A 21,303-nucleotide genomic window follows, 5' to 3' on the forward strand; every position below is an offset into this window, starting at 1 on the left:
CATCAACCCGGCGTTCGCGGTGCCGCCCGGCGACCCGGCGTGCTTCCTCGTCACGGCCACCCTCAAGCTGGCCGGCTCAGAGCTGGCCCCCACCGACGTCAGCCAGTTCGTGCTCGGCACGGACGGCCAGTGGAAGCTCAGCCACAACGTCCAGGTCACCCAGCCTGCGCTGGTGGCCGCCCGGAGCATCGACGGCCGGCCGGCCACCGAGGGCGGCACCGCCCTGGACGAGACCAGCCGCCGGGCGCTCGCCGCCGAGGTGTTCGCCCGCAGCATCGGGTCGACCACCGGCAACCGGTCCCTGATCGCGTCCAGCCCGCTGCTCGACGGCCAGTTCGCCGGCGGCTGGGAGGTCTACGGGCAGCAACTCGCCGGCGTCGGCGCGGAGGTCCGGCGAACCCTGGACCGGGCGGAGTGGTCGGACTGCGCGGTCACGACGCCGACCGGCACGCTGACCTTCCTGACCGTCCACGCCACCGACACGCTGCGCCCGGCGCCCGGCGGTCCGGCCACCGTCCGGATGGTGCCGCAGAGCCCGGACCTGATCGCCACCGGTCATCGCACGGCGGTGAGCGGAAAATCCATCCGGGTCAACCGGGTGGAGACCTTCCTGCTGCTCGTACCGGAGCAGACCACCGGCACGTCGGTGCTGGGACTCAACGACACCGCGTTGACGGTCACCGCCGGCTGACCGCGCACCGACCCCGCCGACGGCAGAAACCGGTGGCATCACTCGGGATCGGAGGCCGCGGACCGCGACGATGACAGCAGCCGTGATCGCCGGCGGGGCCGGTGGTACCCGCGGCCCGGCCACCAGGCTCGGGAGGAACCATGTGGCGTCCGCGCTTCCGATCGGACTACGTGCCGGTGCGGCTGCCCGACGGCCCGCTCGTGGTGCTGGGGGAGACCCGCAGCCTGCTCGTCGACGATCCGGTCGCCGCGGACCTGGCCGACCAGCTCGACGGCGCCGCGCCGCTGGCCGACGTGGTGGCCCGGCTGGCCACCCGGCACCCGGTCGCCGCCGTCGCCACCGCCCTCGCCCGGCTGCGTGACCACGGCCTGCTCACGTCCGGCCCGGCGCACACCTCGCCGGCCGAGGCCGCCGGCTGGGACGCCCGGGGCGTCCCGCCCGAGGCGGGGCGGCGGTGGATGGCCGGTGGCCCGGTCACCGTCGTGGACCTCGGGGCGCCCCGGGTGGCCGAGACCGCCGACGCGCTGCGCGCCCTCGGACTCGCCGTGACAGTGGTCGGGCCGGACGGACCGGACCCCGGCCCGGACGACGCCCAGGTGCTGGTGCTGCCGTCGTCGATGCTCGACCCCCGGCTGGCGTCGATGAACGACCGCCACCTGGCCGCCGGTCGCGCCTGGACCCTGGCCCGGCCGCACGGCAACGTCGTCTTCCTCGGCCCGCACCTGGTGCCGGGCCGTACCGGCTGCTGGGCCTGCCTGCGGCAACGCTGGCAGGAGAACGAGCAGGTGAACGCGTTCCTCGGCGGGCAGGACCTGGCCGGTCCGCTGCCGCAGCCCGGACGGGCGGTCCTGCCCGGACTGGCCACCACCGCCGCCGGCCTGCTCGCCGCCGAACTCGCCGTGCTCGCCGTGCGGGGTACGTCGCCCCGCCTCACCGGCCGGATGGTGGCCCTGGACACCCGGGACCTGAGCACGGAGAGCCACCGGCTCGTACGCCAACCGCAGTGCCCCGCGTGCGGCGACCCGGACCTCGTCCGCAAGGCCGAGCCCCGGATCGACCTGCCACCGAGCGGCGCCCAGCCCAGCCGGGCCGGAGACTCCCGTACCCGGGAACCCGCCGAGACGTACGCGGCACTCGCCCACCACGTCAGCCGGTACCTGGGCGTGGTGAGCCGGCTGACCCCGCTGGAGGCGACCGACAACGGCGTCACCCACACCTACTCCGCCGGGCACAACTTCGCCCAGCCCCGCGAGCTCGCCGGGCTGCGCCGCAACCTGCGCGGGCAGAGCGGCGGCAAGGGCCGGACCGACCTCCAGGCCCGGATGAGCGCGATCGGGGAGGCGGTGGAGCGCTACTGCGGGGTGTGGCGTGGCGACCGACCGGTGCACCGGGCGACCTACCGGCAGCTCGGTCCGGACCGCGCGGTGCACCTGCGCGAGCTGCTGCTGTTCTCGGACCGCCAGTACGCCGACCGGGACCGGCTCAACCGCGACCTCGGCCATCTGCACCGCGTTCCCCGCCCGTTGCCCGACGACGTGGAGCTGGACTGGACGACGGGCTGGTCGCTGACCCGGCAGACGCCGCGCGAGCTGCCCGCCGCGTACTGCTGGTACGGCCACCCGGAGCTGACCGGGCTGGGGGTGTGCTCGGCCGACTCGAACGGCTGCGCGGCCGGCGGCAACCTGTCCGAGGCGATCCTGCAGGGCTTCTGCGAACTCGTGGAGCGGGACAGCGTCGCCCTGTGGTGGTACCACCGCTCCCGGATGCCCGGCGTGGACCTCGCCTCGTTCGCCGACCCGTGGACCACCGCCTGCGTCGACCACCACGCCACCGCCCTGAGCCGCGAGCTGTGGGCCCTCGATCTGACCGCCGACCTCGGCGTACCCACGTTCGCCGCGGTGTCCCGGCGGGCCGACGGCGGGACGGAGGACGTCCTGGTCGGCTTCGGCGCGCACCTGGACGCGCGGGTCGCGCTGACCCGCGCGCTCACCGAGGTGAACCAGTTCCTGCCCGCCGTGCCCGGACCCACCTCCGAGCGCAACCGGTACGGCGGCGACGACCCGGACACCGCGCGCTGGTTCGGCACGGTGCGGGTCGCCGACCAGCAGTGGCTGTCCCCGGATCCGACCCGGCCGCCGCGCACCGCCGCCGACCACCCGACGCTGACCACCGGCGACGTGGGCGACGACGTGCGCCGGTGCGTACGCCGGGCGGAGCGGGCCGGCCTGGAGATGATCGTCGTCGACCAGTCCCGCCCGGACGTCGACCTGGCCGTGGTGAAGGTCGTCGTGCCGGGCCTGCGGCACTTCTGGCGCCGGCTCGGCCCCGGTCGGCTGTGGGACGTGCCGGGCCGCCTCGGCCGGGACCCGCTGGCCGCCGACGAGACGTCGGCCAACCCGCTGAACGTGTTCTTCTAGCCGGCGCTCCCGGCCCGCCGGTGAACGTGGAAGGGATGGTGGGGGATGACCACAGTGGCGGACCCGACCGGTCGGCGGCGGTCGTCGTGAACGGCGCCGGCGGCGGTCCTCCGGTCCAGGAGTCGTACCGGCTGCGCCGTGACGCGGAGCTGCGACTCGGTGAGGACGGCTCGCTGCTGCTGCGGCAGACCCGCTTCCGGCTCACCCTGGAGCGACCCGGCATGGGCCGGCGGGCGCTGCTGCTGCGCCTCGCCGCCGACTGGGTCGGCGACGTCGAGGTCGGCCGGCTGATCAGCGGCCTGGAGGGGGAGAGCCGGGTGCTGCCGGCGCAGTTGCTGCTGCGCCGGCTGCTCGCCCACTCCTGGCTGGAGCGCCGCGTCCAGGTCGACGACCGGGCGCTGCTCGACCTCGTGCCCACCGGACTGGGCCGGGGCAGCCTGCCGGAGAGCCGCCCGCACACCCCCGGGGTCCGCTACCGGCTCTCCCGCTTCGCCACCCTCCAGCACGATCGGGGGACGCTGGTGGCCGCGTCGTCGCTGAGCACCCTCACCGTCGGTTGCGCCGACGCCGCCGTCGGCGCGGTGCTGGCCGCCGCCGTGCCGGGCCTCGGACCCGACACGGTGGCCCGCATGCTCGGCGTGCCGCCGGAGGCCGCCGGGCGGGTGCTCGACGAGCTGGCCACCGCCCGGATCCTGGTCACCGACGCCGAGTACGAGGCGGAGCACGACGACGCGCCGCTCGCCTACTGGTCGCCGGAGGAGCTGCGGCTGCACCACCGCTCCCGGGCCGGCCGGCACGCGCTACCGGTGGGCGGCACCTACCGGATGCGGGAACGCTTCGCGCCGCAGCCGCTGCGCCGCCCGTACGACGGGGGCCGGGCGGTCGAGCTGCCGCTGCCCGACCTGGCGACGATCGCCAAGGCGGATCCCGCGTTCAGCCAGGTCGTCGCGGACCGGCGCAGCGTGCGCGAACACGACGACACGGCGCCGCTGCCCCTGGAGCGGCTGGCCGAGTTCCTGTACCGGTCGCAGCACACCACGGTCGTCGGCGAGGCCGGTGGACAGGAGGTGGGCCACCGGCCCTACCCGGGCGGCGGCGGTGTCTACGAGCTGGAGATCTATCCGCTTGTCGCGCGCTGCGCCGGGCTCGACCCCGGGCTCTACCACTACGACGGCGTCGGGCACCGGCTGGAGCCGGTCGCCGGCTGGGGCGCGGCCGCCGACCGGCTGCTGGCGTACGCCCGGGCGGCCGGCGCCATGCCCCGGCCGCCGCAGACGGTCCTGGTGGTCACCGCCCGGGTCCAGCGGCTGATGTGGAAGTACGAAGGGATGAGCTACGCCATGATTCTCAAGGACGCGGGTGTGCTGACCCAGCAGATGTACCTCGTCGCCACCGCCATGGGGCTGGCGCCGTGCGCCCTCGGCGCCGGGGACTCCCAGGCCTTCGCCGAGCTGTCCGGGCTCGATCCGCTCGTCGAACCGAGCGTGGCCGACTTCCTGCTCGGCTCGCGCCGTCCCGCCGACACGGGGGCCCGGCCGTGAAGTTCCGGCGGCAGGCGCTGCGTCAGCTGGAGGCGCCCGAGCAGCTCGACCGCGCGGTCCGGCTGACCACGGTGCCGAACTGGCTGGCCACCGTGGCGCTGGTCATCGTCGTGGTGGCCGCCGGGGTCTGGTCGGTGCGCACCGTGGTGCCCCGGACCGTCGAGGCCGCCGGGGTGCTGATCCATTCCAACGGGATCTCCGCCCTCGACGCGCTCGACAGCGGCCAGGTCACCAAGGTGTGGGCGTCGCCGCACCAGCGGGTCACGAAGGGCACGCCCCTCTACAGCCTGCGCACCATGGACGGCAAGGTGCGGGTGGAGAACGCGCCGGGTGACGCGTACGTCGTGGCCTGGCTGGTCTCGGAGGGCGAGATCGTCACCCCCGGCACGCACCTGGCCGACCTGGAACGGCTCGACACCGCCGGGGACGCGTTGCAGGCCGTCGTCTACGCTCCCGCCGTCGCCGCGCCCCTGCTGCAACCGGGCGTACCCGTCGAGGTGGCCGCCGCGGCGGCGCCCCGCAACGTGTTCGGCACCCTGGCCGGCCGGGTGACCACCATCGGCGCCTTCCCGGAGACCGAGGCCTCGCTGCGCGCCTTCCTGGGCACCGGGCCGGACGTCCGGCGGCTGCTCGCCCGGGGCAGCGTGGTCCGGGTGACAGTCACCCTGGAGCCCGACCCGGCGGCCCCGGGTGGCCTGCGCTGGACCAAGTCCCCGCCGCCGTTCCAGCTCAACTCGGCCAGCGAGGTCACCGCCTGGTTCACGGTGGACCAGGAACACCCGATCGACTGGTTGCTGGGACGATGAGCGCGCCCCCGACCGCCGCCACCGGAACGCCGGAGCCTCCCCGCATCCGGCGTCGACGGGTCCGTACGCCCACCCTGATCCAGATGGAGGCGGTGGAGTGCGGCGCCGCCGCGCTCGGCATCCTGCTCGCCCACCACGGCCGGCACGTACCCCTGGAGGAGCTGCGCCGGGTGTGCGGGGTGAGCCGGGACGGCTCCACAGCGGCCACTGTGCTCCGGGGCGCCCGCCGGTACGGGATGGTGGCGAAGGGCTTCCAGATGGACCTGGCCGGCCTGGCCACGGTGGCGCTGCCGGCGGTGCTGTTCTGGCGGTTCGAGCACTTCGTGGTGCTGGAGGGGCTCGGCCGCAAGGTCTTCATAAACGATCCGGCCACCGGCCCCCGCGCGGTGAGCTGGGAGGAGTTCGACGGCGCCTTCACCGGCATCGCGCTCACCATGGAGCCCGGCCCGGAGTTCCGGCCGGGCGGCACCCGCTACCGGCTGGTGCGGGCGCTGGCCGAACGGTGGCGCGGCCCGGGCTCGGCGATCGCGCAGATGCTGCTGCTCGGCCTGCTGATCGCCGTGGTCGGCTTGACCATCCCGGTGATGGCGAAGGTCTTCGTCGACCGGGTGCTGCTCCAGGAGGACCGGGCCGCGTTCGCCGGCCTGGTGGCGGCGGTGGCGGTGGCCACCGTGCTGACCTTCCTGGCCGGCCTGCTCCAGCAACGCCTGACCGTACGCGCGGAGACGGCGCTCGCCCTGAGCAGCGCGGCCCGGTTCTTCCGACATCTGCTGCGGCTGCCGCCGGCCTTCTTCGACCAGCGGCAGGCCGCCGACCTCAGCCAGCGGGTCCGGGGCAACGAGGTGGTCGCCGAGGTGCTCACCCGCCGCGCGGCCACCACGGTGGTGGACACCGGCCTGGTGCTGGCGTACGGGGCGCTGCTCTGCCAGTACGACCTGCTGCTCGGACTCTGCGCGGCGGTCCTCGCCGGGCTGAACGTGAGCGTGCTGCGTTACGTCGCCTCGACCCGGTCGACAGCCGTCGCCGGGCTCCAGGCGGACCGCAGCAAGCTGGTGACCACCGTCTACACCACGGTCCAGATGATCGAGACGGTGAAGGCCGGCGGCGAGGAGGAACGCGCCGTGGCCCGGTTCGCGGCGCGCCACGCCACAGTCGCCACCCGCCAGCAGCGGCTGGGGGTGCCCACCGCTGTGCTCTCCGTCCTGCCCGCGTTCCTCGCCTCCGGGACCACCGCCGTGCTGCTGGGGCTGGGCAGCCGGCAGGTGGTGGCGGAGGCGATGAGCGTCGGCGTGCTGGTCGGCATGCAGAGCCTGGCCGCCGCGATGAACCGGCCGTTGGGCAACCTGACCGCGCTGGGCTCGCGGCTGCAGGACATGAGCGCCGACCTCAACCGGCTGCGGGACGTGGAGCGGTACCCGCTGCCGTCGGCCGGGGACCGGCCCGCCGGGCCGTTGGCGCCGATGGAGGGGCACCTGCGCATCGAGGACGTCACCTTCGGCTACAACCCGCTGGGCCGGCCGCTGCTGGAGAACTTCAGCCTGGACCTGCCGCCGGGTGCCCGGGTGGCGCTCGTCGGGCGGTCGGGCAGCGGCAAGTCGACAGTGGGCCGGCTGGTGGCCGGGCTCTACCGCCCGTGGACCGGGCGGGTCACCGTGGACGGCCTCGAACGGCCGGGGACCGACGACGGACTCTGGGCGGCCACGGTGGCCATGGTGGACCAGGACCAGCGGCTGTTCGAGGGCACGGTGCGCGACAACGTCACCATGTGGGACCTCACAGTCGCGGACGAGGACGTCGTCACCGCGCTGACCGACGCCTGCCTCTACGACGAGGTGGCGGCCCGGCCGGGCGGCCTGGCCAGCCCGGTACGGGAGAACGCCCGCAACTTCTCCGGCGGGCAGCGGCAGCGGCTCGAGATCGCCCGCGCGCTCGTCCGCAATCCCCGGGTTCTCGTGCTCGACGAGGCGACCAGCGCGCTGGACGCCGAGACCGAACGCCAGATCGACAGGCACCTGCGGCGGCGGGGGGCGACCTGCCTGATCGTGGCCCACCGCCTGTCCACGGTCCGCGACTGCGACCTGATCGTCGTGCTGGACGGCGGCCGGGAGGTGGAGCGCGGCACCCACGAGCAACTGGTCGCCCGCGACGGCGCGTACGCGCGCCTGGTCCGGGACCACTGACCACGACGACCCGAGGAGACGCTGATGAGCGGCGCGGTGGAGAATCCCTCGCCCGGCAATCTGATCGGCTTCTGCGCCGACGGCGTACGCCAGGTCTGCCGCCTCGACGACCCGGTGGCGGGCTGGCTGGTGACCGGCGGCGAGGCCGACCTGTTCGCGGTGCGCCGGGTCGGGACGAACCCGTCGCGCCGGCACCACGTGGCCCGGCTGCCGGCGGGTGGCCTGGTGCCGACGTCCACCGCGATCGGTGTGTGGCAGCTGATCCTGGTGCCGCTGCCCGGCACGGACCTGCGCGGGCTGTCCCGGCCCCACCTGTCGCTGCTGGAGCGGCAGGTACGGCCCGGCCTCCCGGCGGACGAGGAGGTGTCGCCGCGGGCGCGGCGCGCCGCGGCGGAGCTGGTCGCGGCGGTGGACCTGGTGCTGGTGGCCGTCGCCGACGCGCTGCGCCGCGGGCAGGCGCCCCGGGAGGCGTCCACCCTGAGCGGGCGCGAGATCGTGTCGCTGGCGCAGGGGAGCGCCCTCGTCTCCACCGGCGGTGCCTGGTGGCTGCGCAGCGCCGGCGGGCAGTTGCGCCGCAACGACGGCGGTCCGGCGGAGATGTCGGGGGAGCGGGAGCTGTTGCTGGTCGCCGAGCGGGACTGGGTGGTGGCCGAGTCGCCGTGCGCGGTGGAGAGCCACGGCAGCTGGGACCTGCTGGTCAGCGGTCAGCTCCGGTCGGCGGTCGACCAGCACGTGGTGCGGCTGCTGCGGATGGTGGAGACCCGCGTCGAGGAGGCCGACGCGGCCCTGCTGAGCGGCGTGGAGCGGCGCCGGCAGATCGACGCCGAGGTGCTCGCCGCGGCGGCCCGCCGGTCGCTCGGGGTGATCGGCGCGGGCGGTGCGCTCCCGGTTCCGGACACCGAGGCCGGCTTCGACAGGTACGGGCGGGCGGCCTCGGTGGTCCGGGTGGTCACCGAGGGGATGGGCAGCCCGGTCAACGAGCCGGCCGACCGCAGCGGCGCGCCACTTGACGACCGGGTGGCGGTGCGTGCGGTGTCCCGGGCGTCCAGCCTGTTCCTGCGCGAGGTGCGGCTTCCGGACCGGTGGTGGCGGCGGGACCTGGGGCCGCTCGTGGGGTGGCGGACCGGCGACGACCCGTCCCGTGCCGTCGCGGTGCCGCTGGTGTTCCGCCGGGGCCGCTACCACCACGTCGACCCGGAGACCCGGGCGTACGGGCCGATCGACGCGACGGTCGCCGCGACGTTCGCCGCCGAGGCGACCCAGGTGCAGGCGCCGCTGCCGCAGGCCGCCCGGATGCGCCACCTGCTGCGGGCCGGGCTCGTCGGTGCGGCCCGCGACGTGCGCGGGCTGCTCGTCGCCGCCGCCTGCGTGGCGCTGCTGGGCCTGGGCGTGCCGCTGGCCACCGGCGAGGTGCTGGGCCAGTTGGCCCGGCAGGGCGAGGTGGACGGCCTGTTCGGTTTCCTCGCGCTGATGCTCAGCGCCGCTGTGGTCGCGGGACTGGTCGGCGTGGTGCAGAACCTGCGGCTGCTGCGGTTGGAGGGCCGGTTGCAGTCCGGCGCGCACCTGGCGCTCTGGGACCGGCTCATGCGGCTGCCCGCCCGGTTCTTCACCGGTCGCAGCAGTGGTGAGATCGCCAACTCGATGTTGGGGATCTCGTTCGTCGGCGAGGCGCTGAGCGCGCTGCTGCCGCAGCTCGTCTCCGCGGCCGCGACCGTCGCGGTGACCCTCGGCCTGCTCCTGGTGGTCGAGCCCGTGCTCGGGCTGTGGGGGGCGGGGATCGTCGCCGTCACCATGCTGGCCTTCGGCGCGTTCGCCGTCCTGATCGTCCGCCGGCAACGGATCGCGCTTCCGGCCGAGCACCGGGCGGCGGCGATGACCAACCAGTTGCTCGGGGGAATCGTCAAGATCAAGGTGGCGGCCGCCGAGGCCCGGGCGCACGCCCGCTGGTCGGAGGTGGCCGCGGTGGCCCGGGCGGCGCTGCAACGGGTCCGGCAGAGCCAGGCGGGCCTGGTCGCGTTCGCCACGGTGCTGCCGGTCGCCGGTCAACTGGTCCTGTTCGCCGTGCTGATGGGACCGCTCGCCGGCCGGGTCACGCCGGCCGACTTCTTCGTCCTCAACGTCAGCTTCGCGATGCTGCTCGGCGCGCTGCTCGTGCTGGTGTCGGCCGGGGTCGAAGTGATCGCGGCGGTGCCCCGCCTGGGCGGCCTGCGGGACATCCTGCGCGCCGACCCCGAGGCCCGGCCGGACCGGGTGGACCCGGGCGAGCTGCGCGGTGAGGTCGCACTGCACCGGGTCACCTTCGCCTACCAGCCGGACGAGCCGCCGGTGCTCGTCGACATCGACCTGCACGTGCGCCCGGGTGAGTTCGTCGCCATCGTCGGGCCGAGCGGCTGCGGGAAGTCCACACTGCTCCGGTTGCTGCTCGGTTTCGAACGCCAGCAGCAGGGCGCGGTGCTCTACGACGGCCAGGACCTCGCCGAACTCGACGTGCACGCGGTCCGCCGGCAGTGCGGGGTGGTCCTGCAGGACGGCCAGCTCTTCGCCGGCTCGGTGCGGGACAACATCTGCGGCGCCGGCAGCTTCCCGCTGGACCAGGTCTGGGAGGCGGCGCGGATGGCCGGCCTCGCGGACGACCTGGAGGCGCTGCCGATGGGGATGAGCACCATGGTGCCGTTCGGCGGCGGGACGCTCTCCGTCGGGCAGCGTCAGCGGGTGCTGATCGCCCGCGCGCTGGCTCCCCGGCCCCGGATCATCTTCCTCGACGAGGCGACGAGCGCGCTGGACAACCGGACCCAGGAGGTGGTCACCAGGAGCACCGCGGACCTGGCCGCGACCCGGCTGGTGATCGCCCACCGGCTGTCCACGGTCCGCGCGGCGGACACCATCGTGGTGCTCGAAGCGGGGCGGATCGTCCAGCGGGGCACCTACGACGAGTTGATGGACCAGCCCGACGGGCTGTTCCACCGGCTGGCGCGACGGCAACTCGTGGACCAGCCGGAACGGTCCGACGCCGTGGTGGAGAGCCGGCAGCCGGACGGGCAGCCCGCGACGGGCTGAGGGCCGGTCAGCCGTTGTCGATGACCGCGCCGTCCTCCACGCACACGTCCGTGCCGAGGTGGTTCTCCAGCAGTTCCGCGACGTGCGCCTCGGCCTGGTTCTCCACGGCCAGCCGGAACGCCTCGGTGAGCACGCCGACCACGCCCTGGGTCAACAGCAGGGTCTCCCGGTCGAGGTCGGCCCAGGACGATCGGTTGCCGCTGCGCACCAGCTCCGGCGCGAGGGCCAGCAGCCGGGCGGTGACGGCGGCGACCAGATCGTCGGCGACCGGCCGGAGGCTGTCCAGCACCTCGCTGAGGGTCTGCAACGCCGGCACCGTGCCCACCCGTACCCGATGCAGGTCCAGGGCGGCGCGCAGCGGACGTGGCCGGGAGGTGCGGACGGTGCCGTCGTCGGCTCGTCCGATCACGCCGTGCCGGGTCAGCGCATGGGCCAGCGCGGGACGGTCGGCGGCCAGGCGCTGCAGCATCGCGGTCAGCCCGTCCGGCGCCTCGTCACCGGCCCGGACCCCGAGCATGGCCTCGATGGAGACCAGGTTGAAGCCCTGCCGCTGCAGGGCGAGGATCGCGTCCAGCCGGCGGACGTGGGAGTCGTCGTAGAGCGCGGCCCGGCCGTGCCGAACCGGTGGGGGCAGCAGCCGCCGGGCCTGGTGGGCGCGGATGTTGCGCGGCGACATGCCGACCTTGCGGGCGAGTTCGTCCACGCTGTACCCGGCCGGGCCGCCGGGTGTCGTCGTCACCTCGTCGATGGTCACGGTGGCCTCCGGCAGCACTCGGTGACGGAACACGGCAGCCGCCGGACCGCTGTCACGGTGGGCGATCCGACGATCGCAGCGTAGGTGCGGGCGCCGCGCGGGTGACAGGCGAGGAATTACTACTTGTTCACACTGATGACAATCATTAGAATCGCCAATCCGCGTCACGCCGTTGATTTCCATTACCCGGCTTTCGCCGCGCCGCGGCCCTGTCGCGGCCGCATTCGATGAAATTCCCACTCGTCCGGCGGGCCGGAACGGCCGGTGGCCCACGATGAATCGGAACCGGCGGCCCGGACCCTCCCGCGCTGCCTGTCGCCGCCCCCGGTGTCGTCGTGGGCGGCCGACCGTCGAAGGGAGCAGGGGTGTGACAAATGTCGATCGAGCGGTCTTCGTGGCCGCGTACAGCCGGCTGGTCGCCGACGTCTGGGCCGACCCGGCCAAGGAGCAGGCGCTCGACCGGGACCCGCGGGGGTTCCTCGCCGGCTATGGCCTTCACCTGCCCGAAGAGGTGCAGGTCCGGGTGGTCCGGGACGTCGCCGACGCCGATCCGGACCTCGAGGTGCAGGTCAAGTCGTGGGAGCTGGCGGAGTCCAGCGGCGCCTTCGTGCTCTTCGTGCCCTCGCTGCTGCCGGTGGCCGAGACGGAGCTGGCCGAGGACGAGCTGGACAGCGTCGTCGCCGGCCTGGACTCCAGCTGCGCGTGCTGCTGCCCGTGCTGCTGCACCTGACACCGATGTCTGCCGCCCGCCGGCCGGCACGGCAGATTCTGATGGCAGTCAGCGGAAATCCTTGATTGCCGAACCTCGATCTTCCTAGCGTTCTCGCCACAGCAATTAACCGCCCGGCCCGCAGCCCCAGGAAAGGACCGAACGATGAGCAACGACGAGCAGGAATACGGCGCGAGATTCGTGACCAAGTACTCGGAACTGGTCACCGCGGTGTGGCGCAGCGACGAGGAACTGCAGCGGCTCCTCGCCGACCCGACCGGCTACGCGACGGCGGCCGGCCTGCCGGTCGCCCCCGGCGCCACCGTCGAGGTCGACCGCGCCCAGCCCGCCACGCTCTACACCAAGGAGCAGATCGTCGCCGACTGGTCCGGTACGCCCGGCCGGCACGTGCTGCACGTGCCCGAGGTGCCGCTGGTCGACCTCAACGAGCTGACCGAGGCCGAGCTGGAGACCGTCGCCGGTGGCGTGGCGCCGGCGGCCGACAACAACGTCAACATCATCGCCGTCCTCATCGTCTGAGTTCCCCTCCGCACCCCGCCGGGAGCCTCGATGACTGACACGACCGAGACCATCGCGTTCCGATCCGGCACCTACCGGACGGCCACTGTGGAGCAGACCTGGGCACGGGTCGGCGGCATGCTCGACCGGTTCCGGATCACCCGGGTCGCCGACATCACCCGGCTCGACGAGATCGGCCTACCGGTGCACGTCGCCTACCGGCCGGTCGGAGCCACCATGGCGGTGAGCGTCGGCACCGGCGCCACGGCGACGCAGTCCCGGGTCAGCGCGGTGATGGAGAGCATCGAGTCCTGGCATGCCGAGAACCTCCGGCCGGGGACCGCCGTCCGGTCCCCGGCCGAGGCGCTCGACCTGCCGTACGACGTCCGGTGGCTGCACCTGGCGGAGCGGTCGCCCCTGACCCCCGCCGTCGACCTCGACTGGGTGGCCGGCCGTGGGCTGGTGACCGGAGCGCCCTGCCTGGTGCCGCGCGCCACGATCGAACTCGACTTCACCGTCCGGCGGGGCTGGGACCGCGCCCTGTTCACCCCCAGCAGCAACGGGCTGGCCACCGGCAACACCTTCGCCGAGGCCAGCCTGCACGCCCTGCTGGAGGTCGTCGAGCGCGACTGCATCGCCCCGTACTGCACCTCGCCGCTGGCCGAGCGCACCTACACCGACCCGAGCACCGCCACGAACGCGATGACCCGCACCGTGCACGAGGCGCTGGTGCGGGCCGGCTGCTGGGTGGAGGTCTGCGACATCACGAACGCGGTCGGCGTGCCCTGCTACGCCGCCTCGATCTGGTCCCCCGACCTGCCGGTCACCTTCGGCGGCTTCGGCTGCCACGTGGACCCGGAGATCGCTGTCGGCCGGGCCATGTCGGAGGCGGCACAGTCGCGGCTGGTCATGGTCTCCGGGGCCCGGGACGACATCGACGCCACCGCGTACCACGACGTCGGCGCGCCGCCGGTGCCGCCACCCACCGTCGACCGGCCGGTCCGGCCGGTCCGCCGCGACCCCCCGCCCGCCGGGGACGTGACCCAGGTGCTGCGCGAGCTCGCGTCGCGGGTGCAGCGGATAACCGGCGTCGAGCCGTTCAGCGTCGACCTGACGCACGACGACATCGGCATCCCGGTGAGCAAGGTGTTCGCCCCCGGCCTGCGGATGTTCGACGAGCGGGCCCTGAGTACCCGACCAGGAGTGCCCCGTGACTGACGTCGTCTTCATCGGTCCGAGCCTGCCGGCCGACGAGGTCGGCCGGCTGCTGCCCGACGCGGTGGTGCTGCCGCCCGTCGCGCACGGCGACCTGCTCCGCCTGGACGTCGGCCCCGGCGACCGGGTCCTCGTCGTCGACGGGTTCTTCCTGCAACACCCGCCCGTACGCCACCGGGAGATCCTCGACCTGCTCGACCGCGGGGTGACAGTGGCCGGCGCGGCCAGCATGGGTGCGCTGCGCGCCGCCGAGCTGTGGCCGTTCGGCATGCGTGGCGTGGGCGAGGTGTTCCAGCTCTACCGCGACGGTGTCGTCACCGGCGACGACGAGGTGGCGGTGGTGCACGGGCCCGCCGAGGAGGGCCACCGCACGTTGAGCGAGCCGCTCGTGAACATCCGGGTCGAGCTGCGCCGCGCCGTCGCCGCCGGGGTGCTCGGCCAGGCCGAGGCCACGCTGTTGCTGGACGTCGCCCGGGACCTGCCGTTCCGGCGGCGGTCGTACCGCGCGCTGGAGCGCTCCGCGCCACCCGGGGCCGCGGCCGTGGTGGACCGGTTGCTGACCTGGCGCCGGCGCGACCCCTGGGACGCCAAGGGCGCCGATGCGCGGCTGCTGCTGTCGATGGCGGCGGCAGACGCGCCGGAGCTGTGCCCGGCGCACGCCGGCGACCAGCCGATCGACAACCTCCACACCCGCTTCCTCGACAGCTGGCGGTCGCGGTTCGCCGGGAAGCCGGTCGGTGGGCACTGGGTCAGCGACCGGGACGCCGCGGCGGTGCTGATGCTGCTGCACCCCGAGGCGCCGGCCTGGCACCGGCGTGGGGTGCTGGCCGGGCTGGCCGAGGTCGACATCGCCGACCCGGCGGTCGAGGAACGCGCCCACCAGGCGGCGTGCGAGCGCGGCCTGACCGGCACGGCGCCGGGTGGGTGGGACTGGCTCACCGACCGGGAACGGGGCATCGGCGACCGCGAGGCGGTGCTGCGGGTGCTGGTGCGGGCGTTCGGCACCACGCCGTACCGCAGCCTGGCGCTGTGGATGGTCGCGGCGCCGCTGCGTACCCCCGCGTTGCTCGCCGCGGCGCGGCAGGTCGCGGCGACCGCGGCGTCGCTGAACGAGACGCTCGTCCCGCGTACGACGGGACACCGCCGCCCGGGCGGCCGGCTCCACTTCCGCACCGAGGTGGTCGACGAGTGCTTCGCGCGGTTGTGGGGCTGCGACGCCGACGGGCTGGAGTCGGCGGCGTGGGACCGGGGCTTCGACGGCCTGGCGTCGTTCCGGTACGCCGCCGAGCCGCTCGTGGCGTACGTCAAGGCGTTCGGCGCCCCGCGACTGCCGGCGGTGGCGCAGGGCGCGCAGGAGGACATTCCGGCCGGTTGCACGGCCCAGGTCGGCTGAGGAGGCGTCGATGAGCGGAACGGTGAAGGCGGCACTGGTCTACCCCCCGCTGACCGACCCCACCTCGGGGTACCACTCCCTGAACTACCTCGACTCGTACGCCCGGGCACAGGGGCACCGGCCGGCGGAGATCATCGACGCCAACATCGAGGCGTTCCACCACTCGTACACGCCGTCGGCGTACGAGTGGCTGCGACGGGAGCTGTCCCGGTCCTCGACCGACGACCTCAGCGGCCCGGACGCGCTGATGGCCCGGGCGAACCACCTCGGCCTGCCCGACCCCGATCCGGAGCGGCTGCGCCGGTCGATCGGGGTGTTGCAGGATCCGAACCTGTTCTACGACTACCGGCACTACCAGGACGCGGTCGAAGGCGTGATCTCCTGGATGGACGCGCTCGGCGCGGTCGGGTTCCCCGGCCAGTTCCGCGCCGGCTTCCGGCTGCAGCCACCGCCGATGATCTCGATCGGCTCGGTGGCCGCGCTCACCGACGAGGCGCTGCTCGGCCGGCTCAACAAGCCCTTCCAGCCGTACTACGAGGACGTGCTGATCCCGCGGCTGGCCGCCGGTGGCCACCAGGTGATCGGGATCAGCGCCACCTATCAGTGGCAGCTTCCGTTCGCGCTCTGGATCGCCCGGCTCGTCCGCCGGGCCTGCCCGGACGTCTTCCTCGTCGCGGGCGGCACGGAGATCTCCGACGTCTGGAAGTGCGCCAGCAGACCCGAGTACGTCTTCCAGGTGCTCGCCGACTTCGACGCGATCGTGGTCGGGGAGGGGGAGACCGCGTACACGGAGATCTTGGACGCGGTGGCGACCGGCACCCTGCCGGCCGGGCACCCCAACGTCCGCCTGCACCCCAAGTACGGCCGCCAGCGCCAGCTGCCCCTGCGCTACGAGCGTCTGGCGCAGGTGCCGGTCCCGGACTTCTCCGGTCTGCCCTGGGACCTCTACCTCAGCCCGGAACGGTTCGTCTACTACTCGCCGACCCGCGGCTGCTACTGGAACAAGTGCACGTTCTGCGACTACGGCCTGAACACCGACGGCCCGACGAGCCCGTGGCGGCAGGACACGGTCGGCAAGATGATCACGGACGTCACCGAGCTGTCAAAGTTCGCCAAGTTCATCTACTTCTCCGTGGACGTGCTCGCTCCCGCGACCATCCTGCGCTTCGCCGAGCAGGTCGTGGACCGCGGGCTCGACTTCCGCTGGGGCGCCGAGATCCGGCTGGAGAAGTACTGGTCGGACGAGCGCTGCGAGCTGCTGCGGCGCAGCGGATGCGTGGCCGTGTCGGTCGGTTTCGAGTCCGGCAACCAGCGCATCCTCGACCTGATCGACAAGGGCACCAGACCGGAGCAGGTACGGCGCACCATGACCGCGATGACGAAGGCCAACATCGGCGTGCAGATGATGGGCTTCACCGGCTTTCCCACCGAGACCCGCGACGAGGCGCTGGACAGCATCGCGTTCCTGCGCGACAACCCCGACCTGTGGACCCTCGGCGGGCTCGGCGACTTCATGCTGACCCCGGGCGCCATCGTCGCCAAGGAGCCGGAGCGGTTCGGCATCACGAACGTGCGGCCGGTGGAGGGTTCGGACATCGTCCGGATGCTCCGGTACGACGAGCCGGTGACCGAGGCGGCGCAGGCCGAGGTCGCCCGGGCCAAGGCCGACCTCAACCCGGGACACTTCCACCGTCCCTGGCTGGGCAGCACCGACACCCCGCACACGTTCTTCTACCACGACCGGTACGGCACCGCGGTACGTGGTGTGCTCGCCCACGACCGGGTGCGGCACGACACCGACGACCGGACCGAGTTCCTCGCCAACGGCGCGTTCGTGGACCGCGACGACGAGCAGGTCTGGGACGCGTACCGGCGGATCCGGTCCGACGAGCAGGAGGGCGTCCCCGGCGACCTGCCGGCGAACCGGCACCTGTTCCGCCGCACCGACGGCCAGGTGTTCGCGCTCAACCGCAGCAGCCGTCTGTTCCTGGACCTGTTCAGCACGCCGCTCACGCTCGCCGAGGCGCAGCGTCGGCTCTGGATCGTCGAACCGGCGGTCGCCGACCGGGTCTGGCGCACGTTCATCGGGCAGCGGCTGATCCGCCGGCACCAGCTCCCGGCCCCGGCCCGGCCGACGCGGTGACCCGAGCGCCGGTCGGGCCGGCGCACCCCGCCGAGTGGGATTTTGCACTCCCAGTGCACTTGTCTCCGGTTTCGCTGCTGCCTAGCGTCAGGCCATGGCTGACTCGTGGACGTTCGCTGTGGCCCGTGACGACCTCTCCCGCACCACGCTCGCCGACGGCGCGGCGCCCGCCCTCGCCGACGGGGAGGTGCTGCTGCGCGTGGACCGGGTCGGCCTGACCGCCAACAACGTGACGTACGCGGTGCTCGGCGAGGCGATGCGCTACTGGGAGTTCTTCCCGCCCGAGCCGCGCGGGCTCGACCGGCGGTGGGGACTGCCGCCGCTGTGGGGCTTCGCCGAGGTGGTTGCATCCACAGTGTCAGGAGTTGAGCCGGGCGTGCGGGTCTACGGCTACCTGCCGCCCGCCGGCCACCTGGTGGTACGCCCGGAGCGGGTGGACGGGACCGGCTTCCGGGACGCCAGCCCGCACCGGGCCGGGCTGCCCTCGCCGTACAACTCCTACCGGTCGACCACCGGCGTCCCCGCGTACCGGGCGGAGCAGGAGGACCTGCTGATCCTGTTCCGGCCGCTGTTCTTCACCTCGTTCATGCTCGCCGACCAGGTCGTCGACAACGACTGGTACGGCGCGGAATCGCTGGTGCTGTCGTCGGCGTCGAGCAAGACGGCGTACGCCGCCGCGTTCGAGCTGCACGGCCGCGGCCATCGCCTGATCGGTCTCACCTCACCCGGCAACCTCGCCTTCACCAGGTCGCTCGGCTGCTACGACGATGTCCTCGCGTACGACGACATCGCGGCGCTCGACGTCGTGCCGACGGTCTACCTCGACCTGTCCGGCGCGCCCGCGCACCGGGCCGCGCTGCGGGCCCACCTCGGCGACCGGCTCGTCCGGGACATCGCCGTCGGCCTGACCCGGCAGACGCCGAACGCCGACGCCGCCGAGGAGGTCTTCTTCGCGCCGGTCCAGATGCGCAAGCGCAGCCGGGACTGGGGCCGCGACGGCCTCGACGTCCGGTTCGCCGACGCCTGGCAGCGGTTCTCGCAGGTGGTGAGCGGATGGCTCGACGTGCGGGCCGGCGCCGGTCCGGAGGCGCTGCGGGACGCCTGGCTCGACGTCCTCGCCGGCCGTACGCCGCCCCGGGTGGGCCACGTCGTGCAGCTCTGAGAGCGTCAGCGGTCGAGGTAGGCGGACAGGCCGCCGAGCTCCTCGTTGGCGATGAAGACCGAACGGACGTTGATGACGGCTTCCTCGACGTGCACCGGGCAGCCCCACGCCGAGTCGCCCCACGAGTCGGCGACCTTGATCTCGGCGGGCGCGGCGCAGCCGTCGCTGCCGCCGAGCTGACACCGCTCGGGGCGGGGAGTGGCGGCCTGCGCGGCGGCGGCGGCGCGCAGCCGGGCGGTGAGTTCCGCCGCCGCGGCGGCGCGCTGTTCCGCCTCGGCCCGTAGCTCCCGCTCCGCCCGCACCACCCGGGCCAGCTCGTCGTGGGCGGCTCGCGCGCGGGCGTCCGCTTCGGACTTCGCCTGTTCGATGTGGTGACGTTCGATGGCCAGGGCGGCGGTGCCGGTGAAGACCCGGGCGAGGGCCAGATCGGTGTCCCGCGGGACGCGCGGGGTGCGGTGGTACATGGCGAACGTGCCGAGCAGGCTGCCGTCGCGAGCCAGGATCGGCGTGGACCAGCAGGCGGCGAGTCCGGCCCGCTCGGCCAGATCGCGGAAGTCGGCCCAGAACGGGTCGGTGGCGATGTCGGTGACGACGACCGGCTCCCGCCGGTGCGCGGCGGTGCCGCACGATCCGACGCCCTCACCGGTGGCGATCCCGTCGATGGCCTCGTTGTAGAAGTCGGGCAGGCTGGGCGCGGCGCCGTGGCGCAGGTGCCGGCCGTCGGCGTCGGCGAGCAGGACGGAGACGAGCACCTCCTGCGGCGCGAGGTTCTCGATGCAGCGGGCCATCCCGTCGAGCACCTCGGTCAGGGGCGCCTGCCGGGCGATCTGCTCCAGCATGGCGCGGTGCTCGGCCATCAGCCGTTGCGCGTGCTTGACCTGCGTGGTCTCCACCCCGATCACGCGGATCCCGGTCACCGTGCCGGCGGGGTCGCGGCGCGCCTCGTAGGTGAAGTCGAAGAACGCCTCCCGCGCTTGCGAGCCGGTGCCCAGCATGATCCGGGCGTCGTGACCGGTGTAGGACTCGCCCGTCCGGTAGACCTCGTCCAGCAGGGCGATGAAGCCCTGGCCGTCCAGTTCCGGCATCAACTCGGCGAGCGGAACTCCGGTACGTGCGCGTTCCTCACCGATGGCGGCGAAGAATGCCGGATTCGCCGCCTCCACCACGTGCGTCGGCCCGGCGAGCGCCGCGAAGACGGCGATGGACTTGCCGAACAGCGTCCGCAGGTCCTCGTCCGCCGGCCTGGGCAGGTCCTGGCCTGGTAGCGCCGTCATGCCTGGTCTTCCTCCCACGCCCGCTTCGTCGACCGTCGCAGGATTACGGGTCAGTGACCGACGTTCACATCTTGGCATCGACGTCCGCCTCCGTTACCGTCGTGGGAACGCTCCCACGAACTTAGATACGTCGATGTGATCAGGAGGAAACACGTCGTGGCTATCCTCTCCGCCCGCCGCAGGTCAGCGGCCATCAGCGTGGCGGCCGTAGCGGGTCTCGCCGCCGCCGGCGTCGGCCTCGCCGTCGGCGGCGCGTCCGCCGGCACCGTGTCCGGATCGCTCTACCGCGACCCGTCCTCGGCAGTCGTCCGCTGGGTCGCCGCCAACCCGGGCGACTCCCGCGCCGCCGTCATCCGCGACAAGATCGCCAGCCAGCCGCAGGCCCGCTGGTACGCCAACTTCAACCCGTCGACCATCCAGTCCGAGGTCTCCAGCTTCATCGGCGCCGCCAACGCGGCGCAGCAGATCCCGGTGCTGTCGGTGTACGAGATCACCAACCGCGACTGCGGCGGCGCCAGCGCCGGTGGCGCGCCGGACCTCAACCAGTACCAGACCTGGGTGTCCAACTTCGCCCGCGGGCTCGGCAACCAGACGGTCCTGATCATCCTGGAGACCGACTCGCTGGCCCTGCAGACCTGCCTGAGCACCAGCGAGCTGAACGCCCGCAACCAGGCGCTCACCACGGCGACCCAGACCATCAAGTCGGCCAACCCCAACGCCAAGGTGTACCTCGACGGCGGCCACTCCACCTGGAACAGCGCGAACGACACGGCCAACCGGCTCCGCGCGGCCGGCGTGCAGTACGCCGACGGCTTCTTCACCAACGTGTCGAACTTCAACCCCACGTCCAGCGAGGCGAACTTCGGCCGGGCCGTCATCTCCGCCCTCAACGGCATGGGCATCTCCGGCAAGCGGCAGGTCATCGACACCAGCCGCAACGGCGGAGCGGCCGGGGACTGGTGCGCCGACGACAACACCGACCGGCGCATCGGGCAGTACCCCACGACGAACACCGGCGACGCCAACATCGATGCGTACCTCTGGGTGAAGCCGCCGGGTGAGGCGGACGGCTGCCGCTACACGGCCGGTTCGTTCCAGCCGGACCTGGCCTTCAGCCTGGCCAACGGCGCGCCCAACCCGCCCACCACCGCGCCGCCGACGACCAACCCGCCGACCACTGCTCCGCCCACCACCGCGCCGCCGACGACCGCCCCGCCGACCACGGCGCCCCCGACCACGCCGCCGCCGGCCGGTAACGGCTGCTCCGCCTCGGTCGCGATCAACCAGTGGAACGGCGGCTTCACCGCGAGCGTGAACGTCACCGCCGGCTCGGCGAGCATCAACGGCTGGACCGTGACCGTCGCGCTGCCCAGCGGCGCGGCGATCACCGGCACCTGGAACGCCCAGGCCAGCGGCACCAGCGGCACCGTCCGGTTCACGAA

General features: G+C 73.6%; 15 protein-coding genes. 13 read left to right on the forward strand and 2 right to left on the reverse strand.

Translation table 11 applies throughout. From position 1 onward, the window contains the following. From KBX39_RS02955 to KBX39_RS02980, 6 genes are all read left to right on the forward strand, one after another. Positions 1-691, forward strand: a 691-nt coding sequence (locus KBX39_RS02955; RefSeq protein WP_210869075.1) for a hypothetical protein, incomplete at its 5' end; no start/stop codon positions are given. Between the two features lie 140 nt (positions 692-831). Further along, complete coding sequence (locus KBX39_RS02960; protein ID WP_210869078.1) at positions 832-3,108, forward strand: TOMM precursor leader peptide-binding protein; 2,277 nt, start codon at positions 832-834, stop codon at positions 3,106-3,108. A gap of 35 nt (positions 3,109-3,143) precedes the next feature. After that, a complete protein-coding gene (locus KBX39_RS02965) occupies positions 3,144-4,649 on the forward strand; it encodes a SagB family peptide dehydrogenase (RefSeq protein WP_210869080.1) in 1,506 nt (501 codons plus the stop codon). Continuing rightward, on the forward strand, positions 4,646-5,455 hold the full coding sequence (locus tag KBX39_RS33985; RefSeq protein ID WP_064448581.1) for an HlyD family efflux transporter periplasmic adaptor subunit: 810 nt from the start codon (positions 4,646-4,648) through the stop codon (positions 5,453-5,455). The genes KBX39_RS02965 and KBX39_RS33985 overlap by 4 nt, the downstream gene beginning before the upstream one ends. Next, positions 5,452-7,635 carry an NHLP family bacteriocin export ABC transporter peptidase/permease/ATPase subunit gene (locus KBX39_RS02975; protein WP_051611255.1) on the forward strand — a complete coding sequence of 728 codons (2,184 nt, stop codon included), beginning with the start codon at positions 5,452-5,454 and terminating at the stop codon, positions 7,633-7,635. The genes KBX39_RS33985 and KBX39_RS02975 overlap by 4 nt, the downstream gene beginning before the upstream one ends. Positions 7,636-7,659: 24 nt before the next feature. Then, entirely contained in the window at positions 7,660-10,692 is a 3,033-nt protein-coding gene (locus KBX39_RS02980; RefSeq protein ID WP_210869082.1) for an ATP-binding cassette domain-containing protein, read from the forward strand. A 7-nt stretch (positions 10,693-10,699) separates the two neighbouring features. On the opposite strand, the gene KBX39_RS02985 is transcribed toward KBX39_RS02980, so the two are convergent. Further along, positions 10,700-11,479, reverse strand: a complete 780-nt coding sequence (locus KBX39_RS02985) for a MerR family transcriptional regulator (RefSeq protein WP_158629852.1) — start codon at positions 11,477-11,479, stop codon at positions 10,700-10,702. A gap of 334 nt (positions 11,480-11,813) precedes the next feature. Here KBX39_RS02985 and KBX39_RS02990 point away from each other — a divergent pair, with 334 nt between their 5' ends. From KBX39_RS02990 to KBX39_RS03015, 6 genes are all read left to right on the forward strand, one after another. Continuing rightward, complete coding sequence (locus KBX39_RS02990; protein WP_210869083.1) at positions 11,814-12,176, forward strand: hypothetical protein; 363 nt, start codon at positions 11,814-11,816, stop codon at positions 12,174-12,176. 144 nt (positions 12,177-12,320) lie between these two features. Further along, positions 12,321-12,695 (forward strand): hypothetical protein, encoded by a 375-nt coding sequence (locus KBX39_RS02995; protein WP_043327003.1) that lies wholly within the window; start codon positions 12,321-12,323, stop codon positions 12,693-12,695. Positions 12,696-12,725: 30 nt separating this feature from the next. Next, positions 12,726-13,892: a YcaO-like family protein gene (locus KBX39_RS03000; protein ID WP_210869085.1), complete on the forward strand. Its 1,167-nt coding sequence runs from the start codon at positions 12,726-12,728 to the stop codon at positions 13,890-13,892. Further along, positions 13,885-15,282, forward strand: coding sequence for a TfuA-like protein (locus KBX39_RS03005; protein WP_210869087.1), 1,398 nt, complete (start codon positions 13,885-13,887; stop codon positions 15,280-15,282). Before KBX39_RS03000 ends, KBX39_RS03005 begins: the two co-directional genes overlap by 8 nt. A 10-nt stretch (positions 15,283-15,292) precedes the next feature. After that, a complete protein-coding gene (locus KBX39_RS03010) occupies positions 15,293-17,425 on the forward strand; it encodes a radical SAM protein (RefSeq protein ID WP_210869089.1) in 2,133 nt (710 codons plus the stop codon). A 94-nt stretch (positions 17,426-17,519) separates the two neighbouring features. Next, on the forward strand, positions 17,520-18,587 hold the full coding sequence (locus KBX39_RS03015; RefSeq protein ID WP_210869091.1) for a DUF2855 family protein: 1,068 nt from the start codon (positions 17,520-17,522) through the stop codon (positions 18,585-18,587). A 5-nt stretch (positions 18,588-18,592) separates the two neighbouring features. On the opposite strand, the gene KBX39_RS03020 is transcribed toward KBX39_RS03015, so the two are convergent. Next, on the reverse strand, positions 18,593-19,861 hold the full coding sequence (locus KBX39_RS03020; protein WP_210869093.1) for a GAF domain-containing protein: 1,269 nt from the start codon (positions 19,859-19,861) through the stop codon (positions 18,593-18,595). A gap of 156 nt (positions 19,862-20,017) precedes the next feature. Between KBX39_RS03020 and KBX39_RS03025 the strand changes: the two genes are divergently transcribed. After that, on the forward strand, positions 20,018-21,303 hold a 1,286-nt coding region (locus tag KBX39_RS03025), incomplete at its 3' end, for a glycoside hydrolase family 6 protein (RefSeq protein WP_210869095.1).

This window comes from Micromonospora sp. D75, from assembly GCF_018070405.1.
Lineage (GTDB): Bacteria > Actinomycetota > Actinomycetes > Mycobacteriales > Micromonosporaceae > Micromonospora > Micromonospora chalcea.